The sequence below is a fragment of the Bradyrhizobium sp. PMVTL-01 genome, from assembly GCF_051861855.1.
Classification (GTDB): Bacteria; Pseudomonadota; Alphaproteobacteria; order Rhizobiales; family Xanthobacteraceae; genus Bradyrhizobium.
On record NZ_CP193982.1, the window covers coordinates 4,387,292 to 4,410,668 of the forward strand.

17 protein-coding genes and 1 tRNA gene are annotated in these 23,377 nt (G+C 65.1%); 10 read left to right on the plus strand and 8 right to left on the minus strand.

Going from position 1 to position 23,377, the window contains the following annotated elements; genetic code table 11:
* Window positions 1-1,314 precede the first annotated feature (1,314 nt).
* Window positions 1,315-1,662 carry a response regulator gene (locus ACRQ5Q_RS21180; protein ID WP_439368158.1) on the minus strand — a complete coding sequence of 116 codons (348 nt, stop codon included), beginning with the start codon at window positions 1,660-1,662 and terminating at the stop codon, window positions 1,315-1,317.
* A gap of 227 nt (window positions 1,663-1,889) precedes the next feature.
* On the opposite strand from ACRQ5Q_RS21180, the gene ACRQ5Q_RS21185 reads away from it, so the two are divergent.
* On the plus strand, window positions 1,890-2,516 hold the full coding sequence (locus ACRQ5Q_RS21185) for a hypothetical protein (protein ID WP_439392219.1): 627 nt from the start codon (window positions 1,890-1,892) through the stop codon (window positions 2,514-2,516).
* 10 nt (window positions 2,517-2,526) lie between these two features.
* On the opposite strand, the gene ACRQ5Q_RS21190 is transcribed toward ACRQ5Q_RS21185, so the two are convergent.
* The 3 genes from ACRQ5Q_RS21190 to ACRQ5Q_RS21200 form a co-directional block, all read right to left on the minus strand.
* A tRNA-Lys gene (locus ACRQ5Q_RS21190) sits at window positions 2,527-2,599 on the minus strand.
* Window positions 2,600-3,032: 433 nt separating this feature from the next.
* Window positions 3,033-5,702 (minus strand): glycosyltransferase, encoded by a 2,670-nt coding sequence (locus tag ACRQ5Q_RS21195; RefSeq protein ID WP_439368157.1) that lies wholly within the window; start codon window positions 5,700-5,702, stop codon window positions 3,033-3,035.
* Window positions 5,703-5,915: 213 nt separating this feature from the next.
* The gene (locus ACRQ5Q_RS21200) at window positions 5,916-6,509 is read right to left on the minus strand and encodes a beta-1-3, beta-1-6-glucan biosynthesis protein (RefSeq protein WP_439368156.1); all 594 of its coding nucleotides are present in this window, start codon (window positions 6,507-6,509) and stop codon (window positions 5,916-5,918) included.
* Window positions 6,510-6,835: 326 nt separating this feature from the next.
* On the opposite strand from ACRQ5Q_RS21200, the gene ACRQ5Q_RS21205 reads away from it, so the two are divergent.
* The gene (locus ACRQ5Q_RS21205) at window positions 6,836-8,395 is read left to right on the plus strand and encodes a beta-(1-6) glucans synthase (protein WP_439392220.1); all 1,560 of its coding nucleotides are present in this window, start codon (window positions 6,836-6,838) and stop codon (window positions 8,393-8,395) included.
* Here the strand turns inward: ACRQ5Q_RS21205 and ACRQ5Q_RS21210 are convergent.
* A complete protein-coding gene (locus tag ACRQ5Q_RS21210; RefSeq protein ID WP_439368153.1) occupies window positions 8,355-8,735 on the minus strand; it encodes a hypothetical protein in 381 nt (126 codons plus the stop codon). The genes ACRQ5Q_RS21205 and ACRQ5Q_RS21210 overlap by 41 nt on opposite strands.
* A gap of 151 nt (window positions 8,736-8,886) precedes the next feature.
* Window positions 8,887-10,257 (minus strand): hypothetical protein, encoded by a 1,371-nt coding sequence (locus tag ACRQ5Q_RS21215; RefSeq protein WP_439392221.1) that lies wholly within the window; start codon window positions 10,255-10,257, stop codon window positions 8,887-8,889.
* Window positions 10,258-10,431: 174 nt separating this feature from the next.
* Between ACRQ5Q_RS21215 and glmU the strand changes: the two genes are divergently transcribed.
* Both glmU and ACRQ5Q_RS21225 read left to right on the plus strand, forming a co-directional pair.
* Complete coding sequence (gene glmU / locus ACRQ5Q_RS21220) at window positions 10,432-11,787, plus strand: bifunctional UDP-N-acetylglucosamine diphosphorylase/glucosamine-1-phosphate N-acetyltransferase GlmU (RefSeq protein WP_439368151.1); 1,356 nt, start codon at window positions 10,432-10,434, stop codon at window positions 11,785-11,787.
* Between the two features lie 45 nt (window positions 11,788-11,832).
* Entirely contained in the window at window positions 11,833-12,018 is a 186-nt protein-coding gene (locus tag ACRQ5Q_RS21225; protein ID WP_439368150.1) for a hypothetical protein, read from the plus strand.
* Window positions 12,019-12,027: 9 nt separating this feature from the next.
* On the opposite strand, the gene ACRQ5Q_RS21230 is transcribed toward ACRQ5Q_RS21225, so the two are convergent.
* A complete protein-coding gene (locus ACRQ5Q_RS21230) occupies window positions 12,028-12,246 on the minus strand; it encodes a hypothetical protein (protein WP_439368149.1) in 219 nt (72 codons plus the stop codon).
* Window positions 12,247-12,467: 221 nt separating this feature from the next.
* Between ACRQ5Q_RS21230 and glmS the strand changes: the two genes are divergently transcribed.
* From glmS to panE, 4 genes are all read left to right on the plus strand, one after another.
* Window positions 12,468-14,294 (plus strand): glutamine--fructose-6-phosphate transaminase (isomerizing), encoded by a 1,827-nt coding sequence (gene glmS / locus ACRQ5Q_RS21235; protein WP_439368148.1) that lies wholly within the window; start codon window positions 12,468-12,470, stop codon window positions 14,292-14,294.
* Window positions 14,295-14,373: 79 nt separating this feature from the next.
* Complete coding sequence (locus ACRQ5Q_RS21240; protein WP_439368147.1) at window positions 14,374-15,144, plus strand: DUF502 domain-containing protein; 771 nt, start codon at window positions 14,374-14,376, stop codon at window positions 15,142-15,144.
* Window positions 15,145-15,248: 104 nt separating this feature from the next.
* A complete protein-coding gene (locus ACRQ5Q_RS21245; RefSeq protein ID WP_439392222.1) occupies window positions 15,249-16,106 on the plus strand; it encodes a DUF1932 domain-containing protein in 858 nt (285 codons plus the stop codon).
* Between the two features lie 240 nt (window positions 16,107-16,346).
* Window positions 16,347-17,276, plus strand: coding sequence for a 2-dehydropantoate 2-reductase (gene panE / locus ACRQ5Q_RS21250; RefSeq protein WP_439368144.1), 930 nt, complete (start codon window positions 16,347-16,349; stop codon window positions 17,274-17,276).
* Here panE and recG read toward each other — a convergent pair.
* On the minus strand, window positions 17,273-19,381 hold the full coding sequence (gene recG, locus ACRQ5Q_RS21255; RefSeq protein ID WP_439392223.1) for an ATP-dependent DNA helicase RecG: 2,109 nt from the start codon (window positions 19,379-19,381) through the stop codon (window positions 17,273-17,275). The two genes, panE and recG, sit on opposite strands and share 4 nt — an antisense overlap.
* Window positions 19,382-19,565: 184 nt before the next feature.
* Here recG and ACRQ5Q_RS21260 point away from each other — a divergent pair, with 184 nt between their 5' ends.
* Both ACRQ5Q_RS21260 and mfd read left to right on the plus strand, forming a co-directional pair.
* Window positions 19,566-19,856: a succinate dehydrogenase assembly factor 2 gene (locus ACRQ5Q_RS21260; protein ID WP_439368142.1), complete on the plus strand. Its 291-nt coding sequence runs from the start codon at window positions 19,566-19,568 to the stop codon at window positions 19,854-19,856.
* The gene (mfd, locus tag ACRQ5Q_RS21265; RefSeq protein WP_439368140.1) at window positions 19,853-23,371 is read left to right on the plus strand and encodes a transcription-repair coupling factor; all 3,519 of its coding nucleotides are present in this window, start codon (window positions 19,853-19,855) and stop codon (window positions 23,369-23,371) included. Before ACRQ5Q_RS21260 ends, mfd begins: the two co-directional genes overlap by 4 nt.
* Window positions 23,372-23,377 lie beyond the last annotated feature (6 nt).

Sequence of the window (23,377 nt, forward strand, 5' to 3'; positions counted from 1 at the left end):
ATGTCCAGCATCGCGGCATTGGAGCAACAGTATCACAGCACTTTGCAGCAGTGCATGATTGTTAATTTGCGTCGCCTGCGCGATTCAGGCCTGTTCTTTCTACAAGCCAAACAGAATGTTGGGAGACGGCGAGGATGATCGTACGGGCTGGGGTCACTGTTGCGTTGTTGCTAACTGCCCTAGGATCGGAAGCCTTCGCTTCGCGGCAGCACAGACCTACGGGGCGCATCTCTTGCGGTGAGGTCCGATACTATGTCGCCAAATATTCGGCGACAGTGGCTGAGATGTACGCCCGTAGTCACGGCGCTACCGACGCACAGATCGAACGAGCGCGACGCTGCCTGGCCTCGAACGAGACTGCCGAAACCCAGCAACCCCGCGCTTATACTGATTGAACTGGTATATCTTCCCCGGACACTCAGCTGGGCAGATGCGTGTCAAGGCTGCTCGAGCGCGCTATCAGTTCAGGTCCATAAGTATTGCGGACCAGGGCTAGAAGCCAAACCCGCGACTGATCTCCCGCGCTAACTTGAGTGCAGCGTCGGTATTGCGACCAGAGAAAACCAACTTGTCAAACTGTGACAGAATGGTCATTCCAAATAGCGCTATAGCAATGCCTCTAAACATGGTTGTAGGTCCGGGTTGAACGATGCTGTGAAAGTTCAAACGGCCCCAGCCGCAGGATTGGGGTAAACAGCCGGGGCCGGCATTCCCATTCCATGTGCCGCATCGGCGGTAGGCGGCACGTGTTTAGACTAAGCACACAGGAGCTAACGAACCATTTCCGAAGACCATCCTTGGCAAGGAGGCGCGGCGTTGGGCGCCGTCGTGGAGCGAGGCCGCAAGGGTTCACCGTAACCAAACACTCGGACGGACCATCGGTCTCGTCGATGCCGAAAGGGAGGCGTGCAAGGCGTGAGGCCGAAGGCAAGGGCCGCGCGGCCTGGTATGAGGAACGGGAACAATCGGCAATCCGGTGGGTTGGCGTATTGCTCCGGCCCATGCCCCCCTGCGTCCGGAGCGTTCCACGGCCCCAGCCCGCCGCCAAGCTGGGGCCGTTGTTTTAGGTCCGGCGCTTCGTGTCAACGATATGGTCGTCCGGCAGGGGACGTCGTCGGGGTTGCCCAACTCGGTCCGATTGCGGACCGCGCATGGCTCGCCCGGAGCGCGGCATGGGCAAGCGCGATGGCCAAAGATGGGGGGATCTGGATGAACTTCACAAACCCAGCGGATGTTGTGCGCAAAACTTCATGAAAAGCATACGTGATGCCGCGCCGTTGGTTTCACCGACGAGACGGCGAAGCGTCGGCCCGGCTACTTGCCAATCAGCGACTTCATTGCCTCAAGTAGGCGTTCAAGTCTGAAGGGCTTGTGGAGCATGATACTGCCCGACACCGGACGCGGCGCAATGTGGGTGTAGCCGGTGGCGTAGATGACCGGGATGCGTGGGTGTGCCTCGCGGCATTGAATGGCGACATCCCATCCTGACAATGCGCCCGCCAGCCTGATGTCGGTGAAGAGGAGATCGGGTGCGGCCTCGGCGCAGAGCTGTAGCGCGCGCTCGCCGCTATCCGCTTCCATAACCTCGTGCCCGTGCGTCTGCAGGATGTCCACGACTACATCACGGATCAGGTCTTCGTCCTCGGCTACAAGAATCCGCAACTCTCATCCTCCGGTCGTGCTCTTCGTCCACGACAGGAGGACCTTGAGCAAAAGCGTGGTCCCGGCTGGTGCAAGCCGGGCGATGCGACGAACTGATCAGCGATAGCGAATACCGTCCCGAGATAGAAGGTCGTGACCATGGCGATGGGCAGCGCTGATAACGCGGAAAGCAAGTGCTCTGAAAGAGTGAAGTATGCGAACCCGCCGAACGGCATAAACCTGCCGACTTGGAAGCTTATGGCAAGTGCACTCGCGATTGCAGGTACAACGAGAACGATTTCCTTCAGCTCGAATGGGCTTTTTTCCACCATTTCCGTCATCGGATGAGACTCGATTGCTTGCTCCAAAGCGAAGCTATTGAATGGGCGCGAGCCGAAGATTCGGCAACCGATGCGTGCAGTTCCCCACGTTGCCGCGCTAATGCAAAGGCGCTCGCCCGGTTGGTTGAATCACCGTCTCGCTGCGGTGAGCTACCGTTTCTTACCGTTGAACAGGCTGAATGCCTCGCTCAGTCTTTCGGGCGTGCGAGCGCCATCCGGATGCAGGCACATCAGGATGGTCTTGAACTGGTCGAGCGTGAACGGCGGCTTGGGCGGCTTGTGGTTGTTGATATCGTCTCACCACCATTTTTCAGTCTTCCTAACCACGGCCTCTCGTTCCTTGACCATCGCCAGGATGATCCACCTCTGCCCGGTCCGCTTACCTTTTGGCGTTCCACCGCCGCCAACATCTGCCCAATCGCCAGCGTGCTTGTTCGCGGCGACGATAGTGGACTTGCGCCCCATACGCGCCCCGCGATCCGGAATTACCGAAACAATGAGGCGCTTCCTTTGAATAAGCTCTTGATTTTATGAGGTTTCTTAGTGAGCGCGCTGGGGCTCGAACCCAGGACCCCGTGATTAAAAGTCACGTGCTCTACCGGCTGAGCTACGCGCTCCCATGGCCGCGGATGGCTCGATGAAGAGATCGCCATCGTCTTCGGACATTCGAGAAGCATGTCTTGCCGCCACGCTGAACTCGCGTTGCGGGGAAAACCGGCCGTTTCCGGAACATGCTTTCGGCCCGCGCTGTGTAGGGGGAGTGGCTGCGGAGGTCAATAGCGGGGGTGTTTGCCGAAACTGGCGGCAGTAGCTGGGATTTGCTTGCGGCGCCCGCGGCTTGAGGCGGAATTTTCGACCCGATTGGCGGGCCGCCATCCACGCCGAACTGCCGGGGGGCCCGGAAGGGTTCGGCCTGCATGGTTCGAGACGCCCGCTTTGGCGGGCTCCTCACCATGAGGGTCTGATAGCCTGCTGGGAAGCTTCACCCCATCCTGACGGCCCGCCGCAGGCGGGCGTCTCGAAGGATGGCCGCAGGCGAGCTTCGGCTCGTCAATTCGCCTCGCGCCGGACCTCGTTCGGCACTGCTTGCGGCGTGCCGGCGGGGGTCGGCAGGGCGACCGGGCGCAGGCCGATCAGCTCGGCGGTGCGGATCGCGCTGTCGCGCCAGAACTGGAAGGAGTTGATGCGGCTGAGCTCGAGGATGGCGATCGCGACCGCGGCGAGGAACGGCAGGCTTTGCAGCACCAGGACGCCGGCGAAGATGTAGATCTCGGTGATCTGCCGGAAGCTGTTGGACGCGACCAGCACGCCGGCGCCGACCAGGAGCAGGATGCCGATCACGGCCTCCCAGAACGCCTGGAACTCGATCGACATCCGGCTGAGGCCGCCCTTCGAGGTGCGCGCGAAGGCGATGTGCTCGGTGATCAGGCCCTGCGCCACCGCGCGCGACACCGTCCATTGCACGCTCATCGCTGCGATCATGGCGCCCAGCATCTGGCCCGGCTTGATCGCGACGCGGGCGCGGTACATCGACAGGAAGTGCACCAGCGAGACGATGAAGGCGCCGATGATCGGCAGCGTCAGGATCTTGTCGGGAATGGCGATGTCGGCAAAGGCGACGATCGGCACCCAGACGAGGTTGAGCAGCGCCACGACCACGCCGAGGCTTTCGGCGCCCAGCCAGTTCAGCCAGCCGAGGCCGTATTCGCGCTTCTGGTCGGAGGTCAGCCGGCTCGCGCCGGGCAGGAAGCGGCGCCAGTGCTTCTTCACGATCTGCAGGCCGCCATAGGCCCAGCGATGGCGCTGCTTCTTGAACGCCTCGTAGGTGTCCGGCAACAGGCCCGCGCCGTAACGGGTGTTGGTGTAGTGCGTGACCCAGCCGAGCTCCTGGATCGCAAGGCCGAGATCGGAATCCTCGCAGATCGTGTCGCTCGACCAGCCGCCGGCCATGTCCATCGCGGCGCGGCGGATCAGGCACATCGTGCCGTGCACGATGACGGCATTGAGCTCGTTGCGCTGGACCATGCCGATGTCGAAGAAGCCGGCATACTCGCCGTTCATGATGTAGTGCATGATCGACAGATCGCCGTCGCGATGCTCCTGCGGCGCCTGCACGAGGCCGACGCGCGGGTCGGCGAAAGCCGGCACGAGGTCCTTGAGCCAGTCGGGCTCGACGACATAGTCGGCGTCGAGGATGCCGATGATCTCGGCATCGACCGCGGTGCGGTCCATCGCGATGCGCAGCGCGCCGGCCTTGAAGCCCTGCACCTTCTCGGCGTTTATGAACTTGAAGCGTTCACCGAGCGCGCGGCAATGGTCCTGGATCGGCTGCCAGAAGGCGGGATCGGGCGTGTTGTTGATGATGACGACGCATTCGTAGTTCGGATAGTTCAGCCGCGACAGCGCATCGAGCGTCTGCTTGAGCATGTCGACCGGCTCGAAGTAGGCGGGGATGTGGATCGAGACCTTCGGATAATAGTTTTCCGGCACGTTCTCGACCGGCTTGCCCCTGGCGAGCAGCCGCTGCGGCGGCCGGCCGAAGGCTACCGCCGCGATCTCGTCGATGCGCGCCATCGCGATCAGCACCAGCGGAACGAGCAGGATCATGCCGAGCGTCAGCGCGAAGGCCGAGCCGAAGATGAAATAGTGGCTGTTCCAGAACGCGAACACGGTCGCGGCCCAGGCGCCGACGCCATTGGCGGTCGCCGACAGCAGGAAGGCCTGCTTCGCGGTCGGCTTCTCAAGCCGCAGGATCGGCAGCGACAGCAGGATGCCGACGAGCAGCGCGAGTCCCATCAGCTTCCAATAGTCGGGGTTCTCCACCGGGCCGGTCCAGGCGAATTTCGGCTCGCGGCTGGCGTTGAGGATGCCCCAATACGGGCCGACGCCGCCTTCGAAGAATTTCCAGGGCTGATCGATCGCCTCGACGATGTTGTATTCCATGCCGATGGCTTCGGCGCGGCTGACGAAGTTGCGCAGGGTCAGCGCCTGCTGGAACGGACCGGGGTCGGCGTTGCGCAAATTGTAGCCCTGGCTCGGCCAGCCGAACTCGGCGATCACGATGCGCTTGCCGGGGAACAGATTGCGCAGCAGGTTGTAGCGGTCCACGGCCTGGTCGACCGCCTGGTCCGAGCGGAAGTTTTCCCAGTAGGGCAGCACGTGGGCGGCGATGAAATCGACATTGGAGGCAAGGTCGGGATTGTCGCGCCAGATGTTCCAGATCTCGCCGGTCGTGACGGGCACGCGGACCGAGCCCTTGACCTTCTTGATCATGTCGATGAGGTCTTCGACCTTCTGCTCACCGCGGTAGATCACCTCGTTGCCGACCACGACGCCGACGACGTTGCTGTTCTTGCGGGCGAGCTCGATCGCGGCCTTGATCTCGCGCTCGTTGCGATCCTTGTCCTTGTCGATCCAGGCGCCGACGGTGACCTTGAGGCCGAACTCGGCCGCGATCGGCGGCACCAGCTCCACGCCGCCCGTGGATGAGTAGAGGCGGATCGCGCGCGTCATGGTCGACAGCGTCTTGAGGTCGGCGCGGATTTTCTCCACGCTCGGGATGTTGTCGATGTCGGGATGGGCCGAGCCTTCGAACGGCGCGTAGGAGACGCTGGGCAACAGGCCCCTGAAATCGGGAGCGGGTTCCCTGTCGCGCAAGACTCCCCAGAGCCCAGCATGAAGCGCGGACACGAGCAACAGAACGGCGGCGACAACGCGCATCGCGGCTAAACCAAAAGGGGCTGAGGTGGCAGGGAAGCGGATCCGACCCCGAGATCCGACCGAGTCCGCGGCAAATGGAGCATACCTCTGCCGCGCGGTTTCACAACTGTCATGGGCTCATGTCCTTATGAGGGCATGGGCTTTTCGAACGCGCGGCAGTGCCAACCGCGACTATGCCCGATCGTTCCTGAACGAGAGCTGAAACGAACGCGACTATTTCTGGGGCGCGGGTGTCGGGCTTGCCGCAGGCGAGGGGCTCGCGGCCGGCTGCGGGGCCGGCGCATTGCCGGCGGCCGGCGCTGCCGGCTGGGAAGCAGCAGCGGCTGCCTGCTGCGGCTGGGAGGCCGGGTTGATCCAGCAAGCGTGCACGCGGCTATCCAGGGTCTCGGCGACCTTGGGATCGATCTGGCCGCCGAAGCGGGTCAGGCAGCGGAAAGCCGCCTGGATGTGGCCACCGGGGCAGCCGAAACGGTCGTAGAGGTCGAGATGGCGGAACGCGGTATCGAGGTCATCCCGCCACATCAGCCGCACCACGCGCCGGCCGAGCCAGACGCACTCAGGATTGCCGGCCGGGCCGTTGATGACCTGGGCGGCTTCGGCGAATTCGTCGGTGCGGCGCTGGTTCTGGGCGGCGTCCTTGGCGGCGTCGGCGGGCTGGGCGGCGGCCTTGCCCTGGTCGGGGGCCGGCGCGCCGCTCTGGGCTGAGGCACCATCAAGGCCGGCCAGACCGAGAAGGGCGGAGACGGCCAAGGTGGCGGCGAACTGCCGCAGGACCGCATTACGTGACTGACGCACCCGTTGCCGCATGAATTCCCCAACTTCTCCACTGACCGCCCGCGTCAGGATCCCGCGGACGCGCCCTGATGGCGTCCAAATGGGTCTCCAATGCGGCGGAAAATTCCCGCGGAGTCCCATGACCTGTATTTCGAATTTTGTCCAGCAAAGTCACGATCCTAGGCCTCTGTCGAACGGCCGCAGGTAAATTCCTCGGAGGAGGGAGGGATCCGTCCGGAGTGCCCCCTTGGCAGACGGCGTGCGAGCAGGTAATCGACTGCCCTTCGCGGAGGACGGAACCGATTTCTCTTCGTACGCCACTGGCGCTTCTGCTCGTTTCACTGGGTGCGATTGCTGCCGTGTGGTGGTGGCTGGCCACGCCAATCACGCTCGCGCGCGCTCCGATCGATCCCGCCGAGAAGGTTCAATGCGTCTCCTATGCGCCGTTCCGCGGTGAACAGTCGCCGCTGAACGCATGGACCCATATCGAGGCCGATCAGATCGAGCAGGACCTGCGCCAGCTCAAGGAGATCACCGACTGCGTCCGGACCTATTCGATGGAGAACGGGCTCGACCAGGTTCCGGCGATCGCCGCCAAGGTCGGCGGGCTGAAGGTGCTGCAGGGCATCTGGCTCTCCAGCAACCGCACCAAGAATGTCGAGCAGGCTGCGCTCGCCGTCCGTCTCACCAAGGACTTCCCCAACGTCATCACCGCGGTCATCGTCGGCAACGAGGTGCTGCTGCGCGGCGAGATGACGACGGCCGACCTCGTCTCCATCATCCGCTCGGTGAAGGCGCAGGTCAGCGTGCCCGTCACCTATGCCGATGTCTGGGAGTTCTGGCTGAAGAACCGCGAGGTCTATGACGCCGTCGATTTCGTCACCATCCACATCCTGCCCTATTGGGAGGACTTTCCGGTCAAGGCGAAATTCGCCGCCTCCCATGTCGAGGCGATCCGCGAGCGCATGGCGGTGGCTTTCCCCGGCAAGGAGATCCTGATCGGCGAAACCGGCTGGCCGAGCGCGGGGCGCATGCGCGAGGGCGCGCTGCCGTCACGCACCAACCAGGCGCGCGTCGTTTCGGAAATCCTCAGCCTTGCAAAGGCGAACAAGTTTCGCGTCAACCTGATCGAGTCCTACGACCAGCCTTGGAAGCGCAAGCTGGAAGGGACCGTTGGCGGCTATTGGGGACTCTATGACTCGGTGCGCCGGAATCTGAAATATCCGCCGGGGCAGCCGATCAGCAATTTCCCGTACTGGAAGTGGTACATGGGCGCCGGCATGGGCCTGTGCGTGCTGGTGTTCGCAGTGGCGCTGATCACGCTGCGCCGGCGGCCGTGGACGCCGCGCTTCTCGGCCTGGCTCGGTGTCGCGATCTCGGCAACGACGGCGGGGAGCCTGCTCGGGATCGGCGCCGACAAGATGTACTATGAGAGCCTCGGGCTCGGCGGCTGGGTGCATTGGGGCGCGCTGCTGCTCGCCGGCATCCTGTCGCCGATCTTCTGTGCGCAGGCGATGGTGATCGGCCGCAGTCTGCCGACCTTCCTCGATCTGCTCGGTCCGCGCGAGGGCCGTAAGTGGTCGAAGCTCACCGCCGTGCTCGGCCTGACGCTCGCGGTGACCGCAGTGATCGCGGCCGGGACCGCGCTCGGCTTCGTTTTCGACCCGCGCTACCACGATTTCCCCTACGCCTCGCTGACGATGGCGGTTGTCCCGTTCGCGCTCTTGATGCTGAACCGGCCGCAGATCGGCCTACGTCCGATCGCGGAAGCGGTATTCGCCGGCGTGCTCGCGCTGTCGGCGATCTATGTGCTCATCAACGAGGGGCGCGACAACTGGCAGTCGCTGTGGACCTGCGCGATGTTTCTGTTGTTCGCGCTCACGCTGTGGCGGGCGCGGGCCGAGCAAATCCAAGAATGAGCAGGCCAATCGCAAGGCCCGACAGCACGACATTGTAGAGCACGATGCCGAGGCCGGCGGCGATGATGCCGACGGTCAGAAGCACGATCGACGGCCGCATCAGGTTGAGCGTCGCCACCACCAGCGCGACGATGCCGAACACCGAATTCTTGAACAGCACGGTCGACACCGAGCGCGCCTTGCAGATCAGCGTCTGCAGGCCGGCGTCGCAGGCAAGGCCGACGGTCGAGAGCTCGATGCCGAGATAGCGCAGGTAAAGCGCATAGCCGACGGAGGCGAAGCCGACGACGATCAGGAACTGCACCTGGTAGGGCGTGAGGCGGAAGGGCTTTTTGGTCATGGCCGCAATATGGTCGGGAAAAGGGTAGGGGGCAACCGGGCAGGTGTGTGGTTTTCGGCGAGTCTGCGTGAGAAAATCTGGAACGAATTCACAGCGTGAATGTGTTGCCGATCGCCTGCGCTTCGACTTTGCTTCCCAAGTGGGAAGCCCGCTACCGCCTGAAGAACGACGTCAGCGTCGATCCCGTTGACGCCGTCTCCGACTTTGCCTGCGGGGCGGGCTGCTGCGGCGCCGGGGCAGGCGCGGGCTCCTCTCGTTTCGACGAGCGCTTGGAGGAGTAGCTGCGCCGTCGCTTGTCCGGTTTTGCATTCGGTGCCGGCGCTGGCGCAGTCTCGGCTTGCGGCGCGGTGTCCTGCGTCTTCTCGGAGTTGTTCTCCTGCACGCGGTCCTGAGACTTGTCTTGTGCCTTCTCTTGTCCCCTCTCCGAACCGCCACGCATCGACAGCCGCTGTCCGTCGAAGACGGTGGTCTCGCAGTGGCGGTTGCTCTCGGATAGCCCGGCGCAGAGCTTTGCGGCGGCGGCGGCGTTGATCAGCGGGCCGGCCCCCAAGCGCAGCTGCATGCCGTTGCCGCCCTCCTTGATCATGATGATCGGACGCAGCGCTGCCACTTCCGGATTGGATTTGGTCACGCCGCGCCAGAGCGCGCGCAGGCCGTCGATCGAGTTGGCGCCGCCGAGCTCGATCGCAAAGCGGGTCTGCTGGACCGCGATCGCCGGCGCTTCGGCTTCGGCAGCCTCCGGCGGCTTGGCCGGTGCGACAGCGGCGACTTCGGTCGGGGCGGGCGTGGCCTCGGGCTTCTTCTCGGTGGCTTTCTCGGCTGCTTCCGGCTGAACCAGCCTGGATGCGGCGGGATCGGGCGGGGCCATGATCGACTTGGACGGCAAAAGCGGAAGCATCGGCAGGGCCGAGGTCATTGCCGGCGCCTGCGACACCAGCGAAGCGGCAGCAGCAGTCTGCGGCGGCGGATAGGCCGGATCCTTTGCAGCGTCCTTTGCGGGCTCCTTCGCCTGGTCCTTGGCGGTCGCGCGCGGCTTCTCGGCGGACGGCGCCGGCACCGAGGCCACCGGCCCGACGCTGGGTGCAGCCGATGCGGGCTGGGCGTCAGGCGCCGGCGCATCGAGTGGCTTTGCGCTCTGCCTGGCGATGGCGCCGGTGACGGAATCCAGGCCCTGCTCCAGCACGGTGACGCGCGAATAGAGCCGGTCGCGATCGGTGTTCAGCGTCTCGATGGCGGCGGCGAGGCGGCGCGCCTCGTTCTGGCTTTCCTTGGTCAGCAGCTGCAGCCGGTCGGCCTGGCGCGCGAGATCGGCCGAGGCCACCTGGTCACGGCGCCAGCCGAGCTGGGCCTGGTTGGCCATCACGGCAATGACGACGGCGCCGACGGCGGTCACTCCCCACGAGCCGAGCCGCCACAGCATGCGGCGATCGAATGCGGCTTCGTCGGCCAAAAGTCCGGAGAACAGCCCGCCGGTCTCCTTGGCGCCGAAGGCATCCGCCAGTGGGTCGGAATCCTTTGCCATGAACGCTAAATGCCCAGCCCCAGTCCGGCTTCCACGAATCAATCAGGAAACATTAACAGGAAAACTCCGTCGCACTTGAATTCCGGGCGTTTGCGGAGGTAGCAAGGCGGCAGCTCACGAGGCGGCGCACCGCCTGCCGCGCCAATTGATTCGGCCGTATCTCACAGGATTGCGATGACCGCCCGTTCCAGCCTCACGATCGTGCTCGCCGCCGGTGAAGGCACGCGGATGCGATCGAGCCTGCCGAAGGTGCTGCATCCGGTTGCACACCAGAGCCTGCTCGCCCATGTGCTCGCCGCCGCACCGAAGGGAACCGGCACATCCCTCGCTGTCGTGATCGGACCGGATCATCAGGTGGTGGCGGACGAGGCGAAGCGCATCCGCCCCGACGCGCTCACCTTCGTGCAGGGCGAACGGCTCGGCACCGCGCATGCGGTGTTGGCGGCGCGCGAGGCCATCGCGCGCGGGGCCGACGATCTCCTCATCGCGTTCGGCGACACGCCGCTGATCTCGGCCGAGACCTTTGCCCGGCTGCGCGCGCCGCTCGCCAGGGGCGCGGCCATTGCCGCGCTCGGATTCCGCGCCGCCGATCCCACCGGCTATGGCCGCTTCATCGTCGAGGGCGACCGCCTGGTCGCGATCCGCGAGCAGGCCGATGCCGACGCGGAAGAGCGCAAGATCGATCTGTGCAATGCCGGCGTGATGGCGATCGACGGCCGCCGCGCGCTTGAAATTCTAGGGCAAATCGGCAATGCCAATTCCAAGGGCGAATATTATCTGACGGATGCGGTCGAAATCGTCCGCAAGCAGGGATGGGAGTCCGTGGTGATCGAAACCAGCGAGGACGAAGTGCGCGGCATCAACACCAAGGCGCAGCTCGCGGAAGCGGAAGCCGTGATGCAGGCGCGCTTGCGCAAGGCGGCGATGGAGGCCGGCGTCACGCTGATCGCGCCGGAGACCGTATATCTGTCCGCCGACACCGTGTTCGGCAAGGACGTCACCATCGAGCCGTTCGTGGTGATCGGTCCGGGCGTGTCGATCGCCGACGGCACCGTGATCCATTCCTTCTCGCATATCGTCGAGACCACGCTCGGCAAGAAGGTCTCGATCGGCCCCTATGCGCGGCTGCGTCCCGGCACCTCGCTCGGCGACGGCGCGCGCATCGGCAATTTCGTGGAGACCAAGGCGGCGACACTGGAGGCCGGCGTCAAGGTCAACCATCTCTCCTACATTGGCGATGCCACCGTCGGCGCCAATTCCAACATCGGCGCCGGCACCATCACCTGCAACTACGATGGCTTCAAGAAGCACAAGACGGTGATCGGGCAGGGCGCCTTCGTCGGCACCAACTCATCGCTGGTCGCACCGGTCAAGATCGGGAATGGCGCCTATATCGGCTCGGGCTCGGTGATCACGCGCGACGTGCCCGACGATGCCATGGCGCTGGAGCGCAACCAGCAGACCATCCGGGAAGGCGGTGCGGCGCGGTATCGCGAGATGAAGACCGGCGGCAAGAAGCCGGGGAAGTGAGCGGCCGAGTGCCGGCCCCCGATCGGTGTTGCCAGGGCTGGGCTCATGGACGACGACGTCGTTGACGATACGATTGCGTTCCTGGTCAAGCGCGTCGTGATGCCGCCGGGACGATGGGTGCTGGAACAGGTCGGCGATCCCCGCCCGACCGAGATCGCATCACTGGTCACCGGACTGGCGTTCTGGACGTTCGTCGTTTTTCTCGTCTTTGCCCTGGTGCTGGGGTGGTGAGACGCGCCGCTATTCCTCGTCGGCGAATTCGGAGAAGATCGCGCGGGTCAGGCGCCAGCCGCGCGGCTTGGCACGCTTGGCGGGTTCGCCTTGCTTATGCTTGACGAAGACCGGCTTGCTTTCCTTGCCGCGCTGGGGCGGCGGCCAATGTGCGAGGTGCGTGCCCGAGGTCTCGCTGGCACGCAGATACAGTGACGACAGCCCTTTGCGGTCGGATGAGCCTTTCATGGCCTTGTTCTCCTACCCCGGAATCGTTGGTCAAACGTGTTGACAACAAGTTAATGTGCGGGGTTAAAGGCCGGCCACATCGACGCAGGCCAGGCAATGGTGCATGCGAATGCTGTCTCAATCAGCAATAATTATTGAGTATATGGGTCCGTCAGAATTTCGCTAAAAACCGAGCGCGTCGTTTTGGCGATTTTTCGACGATTTGGGGGATATTGGTCCGCATGTGCGGGATTGTCGGCATTCTCGGGCGCGAACCGGTTGCAGAGCAATTGGTGGATTCGCTCAAACGTCTTGAATATCGCGGCTACGATTCCGCGGGCGTCGCCACGCTCGAAGGCAAGTATCTCGAGCGCCGCCGCGCCGAGGGCAAGCTGAAGAACCTGGAGAAGCGGCTGGAGGCCGAGCCGCTCAGGGGAACGACCGGCATCGGCCACACGCGCTGGGCCACCCACGGCAAGCCGACCGTCAACAACGCGCACCCGCACGCGACCGAGCGCGTCGCCGTGGTCCACAACGGCATCATCGAGAATTTCCGCGAGCTGCGCGAGGAGCTCGAGAAGAAGGGCACGGTGTTCCACACCGAGACCGACACCGAGATCGTGCTGCATCTCGTCGACGATTTGCTCACGCGTGGCAACAAGCCCGTGGAAGCGGTCAAGCTCGCGCTGGGGCGCCTGCGCGGCGCGTTCGCGCTCGGCTTCATCTTCGCCGGCGACGACGACCTCATGATCGGCGCCCGCAATGGTCCGCCGCTCGCGATCGGCTACGGCGACGGCGAGATGTATCTCGGCTCCGATGCCATCGCGCTCGGCCCGTTCACCGACACGATCAGCTATCTCGAGGACGGCGACTGGGCCGTGCTGACCCGCAAGAGCGCCACCATCTTCGACAAGGACGGCCACGCCGTCCAGCGCGAGAAGATCAGGCACGCCGCCTCGACCTCGCTGGTCGACAAGGCCAATTATCGCCATTTCATGGCCAAGGAAATCCACGAGCAGCCGGAGGTGGTCGGCCACACGCTGGCGCGCTATGTCGACATGGCGGCCGAGCGGGTTGCGCTGCCGGTCAAGCTGCCGTTCGACTTCAAGACCATCCAGCGCATCAACGTCACCGCCTGCGGCACCGCGAGCTATGCCGGATTCGTCGCAAAGTACTGGTTCGAGCGCTTTGCGCGCGTGCCGGTCGAAGTCGATGTCGCCTCCGAATTCCGCTACCGCGAGGCCCCCTTGCGCAAGGGCGATCTCGCCATCTTCATCTCGCAGTCGGGCGAGACCGCCGATACGCTGGCGGCGCTGCGCTACGCCAAGGCCGAAGGCGTGCACACGATCGCGGTCGTCAACGTGCCCACCTCGACCATCGCGCGCGAGAGCGAGACCGTGCTGCCGACGCTGGCCGGCCCCGAGATTGGCGTCGCCTCGACCAAGGCCTTCACCTGCCAGCTCATGGTGCTCGCCAATCTTGCCATCGCGGCCGGCAAGGCCAGGGGCGAATTGTCCGACGAGGAGGAGACCAAGCTGGTCCATGGCCTCGTCGAGGTTCCGCGCCTGATGTCGGATGCGCTCACCACCGAGCTGCAGATCGAGAAGCTCTCGCGCGAGATCGCGAAATCGCGCGACGTGCTCTATCTCGGCCGCGGCACCAGCTTCCCGCTCGCGCTCGAAGGCGCGCTGAAGCTGAAGGAGATCTCCTACATCCACGCCGAGGGCTATGCCGCGGGCGAGCTCAAGCACGGGCCGATCGCGCTGATCGACGAGACCATGCCGGTCGTCGTCATCGCGCCCTTTGACCAGGTATTCGAGAAGACCGTCTCGAACATGCAGGAGGTCGCCGCCCGCGGCGGCAAGATCATCCTGATGACCGACGCCAAAGGCGCGGAGGAGGCGACCGTCGACTCGCTCGTCACCATCGTCATGCCCGACATGGCGGCGGCGTTCACGCCGATGGTCTACGCCGTCCCGGTGCAGCTGCTCGCCTATCATACGGCTGTCATCATGGGTACGGACGTCGACCAGCCGCGCAATCTCGCGAAATCGGTGACCGTGGAATAGGCAGAAGGGACCGGGCTGCACTCTTCCAAAACCTGCTAGAAGACCGTAGCTTGAGTGCAGCGACCGACCTGGAACCCGAATGACCCCCCGCGACGACGTCCCTGCGCCGCTTGATCCCGCTCCGGAACCGCATACCGGCCTGATTGGCCGCTTCCGCAATTACTTCCTGACCGGCCTCGTGGTGACGGGTCCGATCGCGATCACGCTCTATCTCGTCTGGTGGTTCGTCACATGGGTCGACGGCGTGGTGCGGCCGTTCGTCCCGCTGGCCTATCGGCCCGAAACCTATCTGCCCTACGGCGTTCCCGGCTGGGGACTGATTGTCGCATTCTTCACGCTGACCCTGGTCGGCTTCCTCGCAGCCAACCTGATCGGCCGCACGCTGGTGGATGTCGGCGAGACCTTCCTCGGCCGCATCCCGGCGGTGCGCGCCATCTATCGCGGCCTGAAGCAGGTGTTCGAGACGCTGTTCTCGGGCAAGGGCTCGAGCTTCCGCAAAGTCGGCCTGGTCGAGTTTCCCTCGCCGGGCATGTGGTCGATCGTGCTGATCTCGCAATCGCCCAGCGAGGACATCGCCCGCAGCCTGCCGGGGCAGGAGGAGCACGTCTCGGTGTTCCTGCCGTGCTCGCCGAACCCGACCACCGGCTTCTTCTTCTACGTGCCCAAGAGCAAGATCATCGAGGTCGATCTCAGCGCCGAGGATGCCGCAACGTTGATCATGTCGGCGGGCGTGGTGCAGCCGGGCTCGGCGCCCGACCCGAAGAAGGCGGCCGCGCTCGCAGGCATGGCCAATGCCGCGCGCATCGCCAACGCCTCGACGCTCAAGCCTCAGCCTGCGAAGGTGGAGTAGGGCCATTCCGCTGCGGGATGGCCACTTTCACGCAAGGACTCGCATCCTCTGCTAGTCTCCGGTCGGTCCGAGCGCCTCGCTCGGAATTCGACCTGGAGTGCACCATGTCAAAGACCATTGCGATCCTCGCACCCGGCGCCATGGGCAGCGCCGTGGCCCGCCGTCTCAGCGAAAACGGCGCGCGGGTGCTGACCTCGCTGAAGGGGCGGAGTGAGACGACGCAGAAACGCGCTGCGGACGCCGGCATGATTGGCGCCGAGGACGAGGCGATCGCAGACGCCGACATCATCCTCTCGATCGTGCCGCCGGGTGAAGCCGTTGCACTCGCCGACCGTCTGGCCGCACTGATCGTCCGGCGCGCGAAGAAGCCGGTCGTGGTCGACTGCAACGCGGTCAATGTCGATACCGTGCAACGGATCGAGGAGATCATCGGCTCGGCGCAGGCGCCGTTCGTCGACGGCGGCATCATCGGCTTTCCGCCGCAGCGAGGTGGCAAGAGCCCGGCCTTCTACATGTCCGGCGAGCATGCGAAGGACGTCGCGGTGCTCAGGGATCTCGGCCTCGATATACGGATCGTCGACGGACCGGTCGGCGCCGCCTCCGCCCTGAAAATGTCCTATGCCGGCATCGTCAAGGGCCTCGCCGGCATCGGCTCGGCCATGGTAATTGCGGCGACAAAGGCAGGCGCCGCCGATGCGCTGCGTGATGAACTCGCGCTGAGCCAGCCCGCAATTCTGGCGCGGCTCGAAGTGGCGCTGCCGGACATGATTCCGAAGGCCTATCGCTGGGTCGCGGAGATGCGGGAGATTTCCGGCTTCCTCGGTACGGATCACCCGGCCAGCCAGATCTACGAGGGTTTTGCGCGCTGGTTCGAGCACCTCGCGGAGGATGCGAAGGGCGAGGCTGTGGATGCAGCGCTGATGAAGGCATTCGCGGCAAGCATCGCGCAGAAGAAGACCTAGTCGTCCAGAGCTGCCGAAACCGACTCCGGAAAGCCCTGGATGTCCCGGTCGCGTCTCAAGCGTACAACGTGTGCCGAGCACCGCCCCCATCGTCATTGCGAGCAAAGCGAAGCAATCCAGAGTCTTTCCGCGGAGGGATTCTGGATTGCTTCGCTGCGCTCGCAATGGCGAGGATGAGACGGCGCGGAGGCCATCTGCTATTGTCTCTGCAGACGCAGTTCCTCTGCAAGGGGAGTTCGAATGAGAGTGCTTGTCATCGGCGCGGGGGCGATCGGCGGCTATTACGGAGCTTGCCTTGTCCGGGCTGGCCGCGAGGTGACCTTTCTGGTGCGCGAGAAGCGGGCCGAGCAATTGCGGCGGAATGGATTGCAGGTCGTGAGCCCGCACGGCGACTTCGCCCTGCAGCCGAAGGTCCTTCTGGCCAGCGATCTCAAGGAACCGTTCGACGTCGTGCTCGTCGGCGTGAAGGCCTACTCGCTCGACGAGGCGATGAACCAATTTGCGCCGGCCGTCGGTGCCAACACGATGATCCTGCCCATCCTGAACGGGTTGAAACATATCGACGCTCTGACCGCCAGGTTCGGCGCCGCTCGCGTCCTCGGCGGGCTCGCGAATGTCAGTGCCGGGCTCGATGCGGATGGCCGCGTCGTCCAGTTCATGGCCAACCAGACGATTGTCTTCGGCGAGGTCGAGGGTTCGCTCACCGAGCGCGCGCTCGCCCTGGAGAAGCTGCTCCAGGTTCCCGGCATCGACGTGCGCGCCAGCGAAGCGATCATGCAGGACATGTGGGAGAAGTTCGTCCAGCTCTCGACGCTGGCCGGCATCACCTGCCTGATGCGCGCAAGCATCGGAGACATCCTGGCCGTACCGAACGGCGAGCAGTCCATCTTCCGCCTGTTTGCGGAATGTTGCACTGTTGCGTCGGCCTCAGGTTTCGAGCCACGCGCACCGTTCATCGAGTTCGACCGAAAACTGTTCACCACGCTGGATTCGCCGCTGAAGGCCTCGATGCTGCGCGATATCGAGCGCGGTTCGATCACCGAGGCAGAACATATCCTGGGCGACATGGCCAATCGGGCCCATACGCTCGGCATCGACACACCGCTGCTGGACCTCGCCCGCGCGCATGTGGCGGCGTATGAGATCGGGCGACGAAGGGCAGGTGGCTAACCCGCGCCGATCAGCGGGATCGCCTCATCGCGTTCGTAGAGATACAACAGGCAGCGCAGCGCCTCGCCGCGCTCGCCCTTCAGCTTCGGATCGTCCTTGAGGATGCGCAGCGCTTCGTCTCTGGCCTGGGCGATGAGCTGGCCGTGAACCTCCGGGCGCGCGATGCGGTAGCCGGGCAGGCCGCTCTGGCGGACCCCTAGTACGTCGCCTTCGCCGCGCAGCTTCAAATCCTCCTCGGCGATGCGGAAGCCGTCGGTGGTCTCGCGGATCACTTTCAGGCGTGCCTTCGACATCTCGCCGAGCGGCTCGCCGTAGAGCAGGATGCAGGTCGAGGCTTCCGATCCGCGTCCGATGCGGCCGCGCAGCTGGTGCAACTGGGCAAGGCCGAAGCGTTCGGCATTCTCGATCACCATGATGGTGGCGGCCGGCACGTCGACGCCGACCTCGACTACGGTGGTTGCAACCAGGAGGCCGATCTCGTGCCCGGCGAACTGGCCCATCACCCGGTCCTTCTCGGTGCCCTTCATCTGGCCGTGGACGAGGCCCACGCGGTCGCCGAAACGTTTTTGCAGGCTCTCGAACCGCTTGGTCGCGTTGGTGAGGTGCTCGGTGCCCTCGGCCTCGGATTCCTCCACCAGCGGGCAAATCCAGTAGACCAGCTTGCCGGCTTCGAGCGCGCGGCCGACACCTTCCATGACCTCGCTGATACGGCTCATCGGCACCGCGCGGGTGTCGATCGGCTGACGGCCGGCCGGCTTTTCGCGCAGCTCGGAGATGTCCATGTCGCCGAAATAGGTCAGCACCAGCGTGCGCGGGATGGGCGTCGCGCTCAGCACCAGCACGTCGACGGCTTCGCCCTTCGAGGTCAGCGCAAGGCGCTCGCGCACGCCAAAGCGGTGCTGCTCGTCGACGACGGCGAGCGCGAGATCCCTGAAGAGCACGTCGTCCTGGATCAGCGCATGGGTGCCGACGAGGAGATCGATCTCGCCCTCGGCAAGCCGGGCGATGATCTCGCGCCGCTCCTTGCCCTTTTCGCGGCCGGTGAGGATCGCGACGCGCAATCCCGCGCGCTCGGCGAGCGGGGCAATGGTCTTGACGTGCTGACGCGCCAGGATTTCGGTTGGCGCCATCAGCGCGGCCTGCTTGCCGACTTCGGCCACGGCTGCGGCCGCGAGCAGGGCCACGACTGTCTTGCCGGAGCCGACGTCGCCCTGGAGCAGCCGCAGCATGCGCACCGGCTGCTTCAGGTCCTCGGCAATGGCGGCGGCGGCGCTGCGCTGGGAGGGTGTGAGTGCGTAAGGAAGAGCGTCGATGATCTTGTTGCGCAGATGCCCGTCGCCGGCATTGCGCACGCCGGCAGGGCGGCGCAGCTGCGCGCGGATCAAGGCGAGTGCGAGCTGGCCGGCCAGGAGCTCGTCGAAGGCGAGGCGCGACCAGAACGGCTGGTCCGGCAATATGTCCGTCAGCTCGACGGGCTGGTGCACGCGATTGAGCGCCTCCGCAATTGGCGGGAAGTGGCAGCGGCGCAGCACGTCGGGGCTGATCCATTCGGGCAGGGCGGGAAGCTTCTGCAGTGCCCGCGCGATCGCGCGGCGGAGCGAGCCGAGCGCAAGACCCTCCGTCAGCGGATAGACGGGGTCGATGCCGGAGAGCTTCGAGATCGCCTCCTCATCCAGCACGCGATCGGGATGCACGATCTGCGGGATGCCGTCATACATCTGCAGCGTGCCGGACACGAAGCGCTTCTCGCCCACCGGCAAAAGCTTCTCGACATAGCCGGGCTTGGCGCGGAAGAAGGTCAGCACGACGTCGCCGGTCTCGTCGCTGGCATAGACCAGATACGGCGCGCGCGAATTGCGCGGCGGAGGTGGGCGGTGGCGATCGACGGTAACCTCCAGCGTCACCATGGTTCCAACGGCCGCGTCGCGGATTTTTGGCCGCGCCCGGCGGTCGATGACCTGGCTCGGCAGGTGCAGCAGCAGGTCGACGAGCCGCGGCGTCTCGTTGCGGCTGAGCAGGTACTGCAACAGCTTGTCCTGCTTCGGACCGACGCCGGGCAGGCTGGTCACGGGAGCAAACAGCGGATTGAGCAGGCTGGGGCGCATGAGAGCGAATCTAGGATCGTTTCGGCCCGTCATGCCCGGCTTTGTGCGGGGCATCCACGTCTTTTTTCGTAGCCCTTCGCGGGCTCCGGCCATGCCAAATCGAGGGCTGACATGGCCACCCCGAGTGGCTATATCAGCCCCGCCCGGCACGTCCGGGCTTTCTGCGTTTGACTGGATTTGAGACATGACGGGAACGACACGATCGAGTAGCGGGCTGGATGACCGCCGCAAGCGGCTTTTGTTCCGCTGCTGGCACCGCGGCACGCGCGAGATGGACCTGATCCTCGGCCGCTTCGCGGACGCCGAGATCGGCAAGCTGTCCGACGCCGAGCTGACGCAGCTCGAGCGGCTGCTCGAGGTCAACGATCCCGATCTCTATGCCGCCATCACCGGCGACAAGGTGCTGCCGGCTGACGTCACCGGTGCGCTGTTTGCCCGCATCAAGGCGTTTCCGATCGCGGATGGCAACGCATGAAGCAGGGAATGAAATCGCCGGCCGAGCTGCTTACGCCCGGCCGCGCGCTGACGCTCGCCAATGTCGCGGAAGGCGCCGAAGGCCTCGTGGTCTCGGATCTCGCCCGCGCGATCGCGGCGCGGCCGAAGAAGCCGGCAGTCAGCCTCGCTGTCGTCTGCCGCGACGGCGGGCGGATGCAGCAGCTCGAACGCGCGCTGCGGTTCTTCGCGCCGGATCTTCCGGTGCTGACCTTTCCGGCCTGGGACTGCCAGCCCTATGACCGCGTCTCGCCGCATGGCGGCATTCTCGCCCAGCGCCTGACCACGCTGGCGCGGCTTGCGTCCCTGACCGGCAGCGACAAGCCGCTGATCGTGCTGACCACGGTGAACGCGGTGGTGCAGCGCGTGCCCGCGCGCGAGCTCGTCGCGGCGCAGGCGCTGTCGGTCGCGCCGGGCAATGTCGTGCCCATGGACACCGTCGTCGCCTGGCTGGAGCACAACGGCTACAATCGCTCGTCCACCGTGCGCGAACCCGGCGAATATGCCGTGCGCGGCGGCATTCTGGACCTCTTTCCGGCCGGCCTCGAGCAGCCGGTCCGCTTCGACTTCTTCGGCGACAGCCTGGAATCGATCCGCTCTTTCGATGCCGAGACCCAGCGCACGCTGCTGGACATGCGCTCGCTCGATCTCGTGCCGGTCTCCGAGTTCCAGCTCGTCACCGATACCATCCGCCGTTTCCGCATGGGCTATGTCGCCGAGTTCGGCGCGCCCGAGCGCGACGATGCGCTGTACGAGGCCGTCAGCGAGGGCCGCCGCCATCCCGGCATGGAGCACTGGCTGCCGCTGTTTCAGGAGCGGATGGACACGCTGTTCGACTATCTGCAGGGCGCCGCCGTTGCGATCGAGCCGCAGGCCGAGGACGCCGTCCGCGAGCGCTTCAAGCAGATTCTCGACTACTATCAGGCCCGCCGCGAGGCGATGGAACATCCCGGCGCCGGCGCGATCTACAAGCCGCTGCCGCCCGACCGGCTCTATCTGACCGACGAGGAATGGACCAAGCGCCTCGGCGAGATCCCGCTGGCCCGGCTGACGCCGTTCTCGGTGCCGACAGACGGAACCAGCGTCGTCGATGCCGGCGCGCGCAAGGGCCGCGACTTCGCGCCGGAGCGCAACGACACCACCGTCAACGTGTTCGAGTCCGTCGTCAGCCACGTCATGGCGCTGCAGGCGCAGCGCAAGAAGGTCGTGATCGCGCTCTGGACCGAAGGCTCGCGCGACCGCATGACCTCCATGCTGCGTGACCACAAGCTCGCCCATACCACCAGCGTCAACAGCTGGCGCACGGTGCAGGCGACCCCGCGCAACGAGACCATGCTCGCCGTGCTCGGCCTCGAGAGCGGTTTCGAGACCGACGAGATCGCTGTCATCAGCGAGCAGGACATTCTGGGCGACCGCCTGGTGCGGCCGCGCAAGGCGAGCCGCAAGCTCGACAATTTCATCTCGGAGGTGACGAGCCTTGCCGCCGGCGACATCGTCGTCCATGTCGAGCACGGCATCGGCCGCTTCATCGGCCTGCAGACGCTCGATGTTGCCGGCGCGCCGCATGACTGCCTCGAGCTGCATTATGCTGCTGAGACAAAGCTGTTCTTGCCCGTCGAGAACATCGAGCTGTTGTCGCGGTACGGCTCCGACCAGACCACGGTCGAGCTGGATCGTCTGGGTGGCTCGGGCTGGCAGACCCGCAAGGCGAAGCTGAAGAACCGGATCCGCGAGATCGCGGGCGAGCTGATCAAGATCGCGGCCGAGCGGATGCTGCACGAGGCGCCGAAACTGCCGGTGCAGCAGGGCCTCTATGACGAGTTCTGCGCGCGCTTCCCGTATGACGAGACCGAGGACCAGCTCGGCGCGATCGAGTCCACGCTGAGGGACCTCGAAAAGGGCCGCCCGATGGATCGCCTGATCTGCGGCGACGTCGGATTTGGCAAGACCGAGGTCGCGCTGCGTGCCGCCTTCGCCGTCGCACTCGACGGCAAGCAGGTCGCGGTCGTGGTGCCGACCACGCTCCTGGCGCGCCAGCACTACCGGACCTTCAGCGAGCGCTTCAAAGGGTTCCCGGTCAACGTCGCACAAGCCTCACGCCTGATCCCCACAAAACAGCTCAACGAGGTCAAGAAGGGCATTGCCGACGGCTCCGTCGACATCGTCGTCGGCACCCATGCTCTGCTCGGCAAGGCGATCAAGTTCCGCGACCTTGGCCTCCTGATCGTCGACGAGGAGCAGCACTTTGGTGTCAGCCACAAGGAGCGGCTGAAGGCGCTGCGCGCCGAGGTGCACGTGCTGACGCTGTCGGCGACGCCGATCCCGCGCACGCTGCAGCTTGCGCTGACCGGCGTGCGCGAGCTCTCGATCATCGCCTCGCCGCCGGTTGATCGCCTCGCGGTCCGCACCTTCGTCGCCCCGCACGATCCCCTGATGATCCGCGAGGCGCTGCTGCGCGAGCGCTATCGCGGCGGCCAGGCGTTCTACGTGGTGCCGCGCATCGATGACCTCGCGGAGGTCAAGGATTTCCTGGACAAGAACGTGCCGGAGATGAAGGTCGCGGTCGCACACGGCCAGATGCCGCCCGCCGTGATCGAGGACATCATGACCGCGTTCTACGACGGCAAGTTCGACATCCTGCTGTCGACCACCATCGTAGAGTCCGGCCTCGACATCCCCAACGCCAATACGCTGATCGTGCACCGCGCCGACATGTTCGGTCTCGCCCAGCTCTACCAGCTCCGTGGCCGCGTCGGCCGCTCGAAGCTGCGCGCCTACGCGCTGTTCACCTTGCCGGCGCAGCAGAAGATCACGGCGCAGGCCGAGCGCAGGCTCACCGTGCTGCAATCGCTGGAGACGCTGGGTGCGGGCTTCCAGCTCGCCTCGCACGACCTCGACATCCGCGGCGCCGGCAATCTCCTGGGCGAGGAACAGTCCGGCCACATCAAGGAGGTCGGCTTCGAGCTCTATCAGTCGATGCTGGAGGAGGCGATCGTCAACCTCAAGGCCGGCGTCTCCGAGCCCGCCGCCGACCGCTGGTCGCCGTCGATCACCATCGGCATGCCGGTGCTCATCCCGGAGGATTACGTCAGCGACCTCTCGGTGCGCCTGTCGCTGTACCGGCGGCTCGCTGATCTCGACACCGAGGAGGAGATCGAGAACTTTGGCGCTGAGATGCGCGACCGCTTCGGCGTGCTGCCGGACGAGGTGCGCTACCTCTTCAAAGTCGCTGCGATCAAGGCGTTCTGCCGCAGGGCCAATGTCGAGAAGATCGATGCCGGCCCGAAGGGTGCGGTCATCGTCTTCCGCGACAATTCCTTCGCCTATCCCGATCGTCTCGTCACCTTCATCCGCAGCTACGGCCAGGCCGCCAAGGTGCGGCCCGACATGAAGGTGGTGTTCCTGCAGGACTGGGAGACGCCGGAAGAGCGCCTCGCCGGCACCACCGAGATCATGCGCCAGCTGGCGCAGCTCGCGGAAAGCAAGAAGGCGGCCTAGCGCACC

Coding starts and splice junctions, on each gene's coding strand:
- ACRQ5Q_RS21195 (WP_439368157.1), bottom strand. CDS start 5,702: ATGCGCGTTGTCGCCGCCGTTCTGTTGCTCGTGTCCGCGCTTCATGCT.
- ACRQ5Q_RS21200 (WP_439368156.1), bottom strand. CDS start 6,509: ATGCGGCAACGGGTGCGTCAGTCACGTAATGCGGTCCTGCGGCAGTTC.
- ACRQ5Q_RS21210 (WP_439368153.1), bottom strand. CDS start 8,735: ATGACCAAAAAGCCCTTCCGCCTCACGCCCTACCAGGTGCAGTTCCTG.
- ACRQ5Q_RS21215 (WP_439392221.1), bottom strand. CDS start 10,257: ATGGCAAAGGATTCCGACCCACTGGCGGATGCCTTCGGCGCCAAGGAG.
- glmU (WP_439368151.1), top strand. CDS start 10,432: ATGACCGCCCGTTCCAGCCTCACGATCGTGCTCGCCGCCGGTGAAGGC.
- ACRQ5Q_RS21225 (WP_439368150.1), top strand. CDS start 11,833: ATGGACGACGACGTCGTTGACGATACGATTGCGTTCCTGGTCAAGCGC.
- ACRQ5Q_RS21230 (WP_439368149.1), bottom strand. CDS start 12,246: ATGAAAGGCTCATCCGACCGCAAAGGGCTGTCGTCACTGTATCTGCGT.
- glmS (WP_439368148.1), top strand. CDS start 12,468: ATGTGCGGGATTGTCGGCATTCTCGGGCGCGAACCGGTTGCAGAGCAA.
- ACRQ5Q_RS21240 (WP_439368147.1), top strand. CDS start 14,374: ATGACCCCCCGCGACGACGTCCCTGCGCCGCTTGATCCCGCTCCGGAA.
- ACRQ5Q_RS21245 (WP_439392222.1), top strand. CDS start 15,249: ATGTCAAAGACCATTGCGATCCTCGCACCCGGCGCCATGGGCAGCGCC.
- panE (WP_439368144.1), top strand. CDS start 16,347: ATGAGAGTGCTTGTCATCGGCGCGGGGGCGATCGGCGGCTATTACGGA.
- recG (WP_439392223.1), bottom strand. CDS start 19,381: ATGCGCCCCAGCCTGCTCAATCCGCTGTTTGCTCCCGTGACCAGCCTG.
- ACRQ5Q_RS21260 (WP_439368142.1), top strand. CDS start 19,566: ATGACGGGAACGACACGATCGAGTAGCGGGCTGGATGACCGCCGCAAG.
- mfd (WP_439368140.1), top strand. CDS start 19,853: ATGAAGCAGGGAATGAAATCGCCGGCCGAGCTGCTTACGCCCGGCCGC.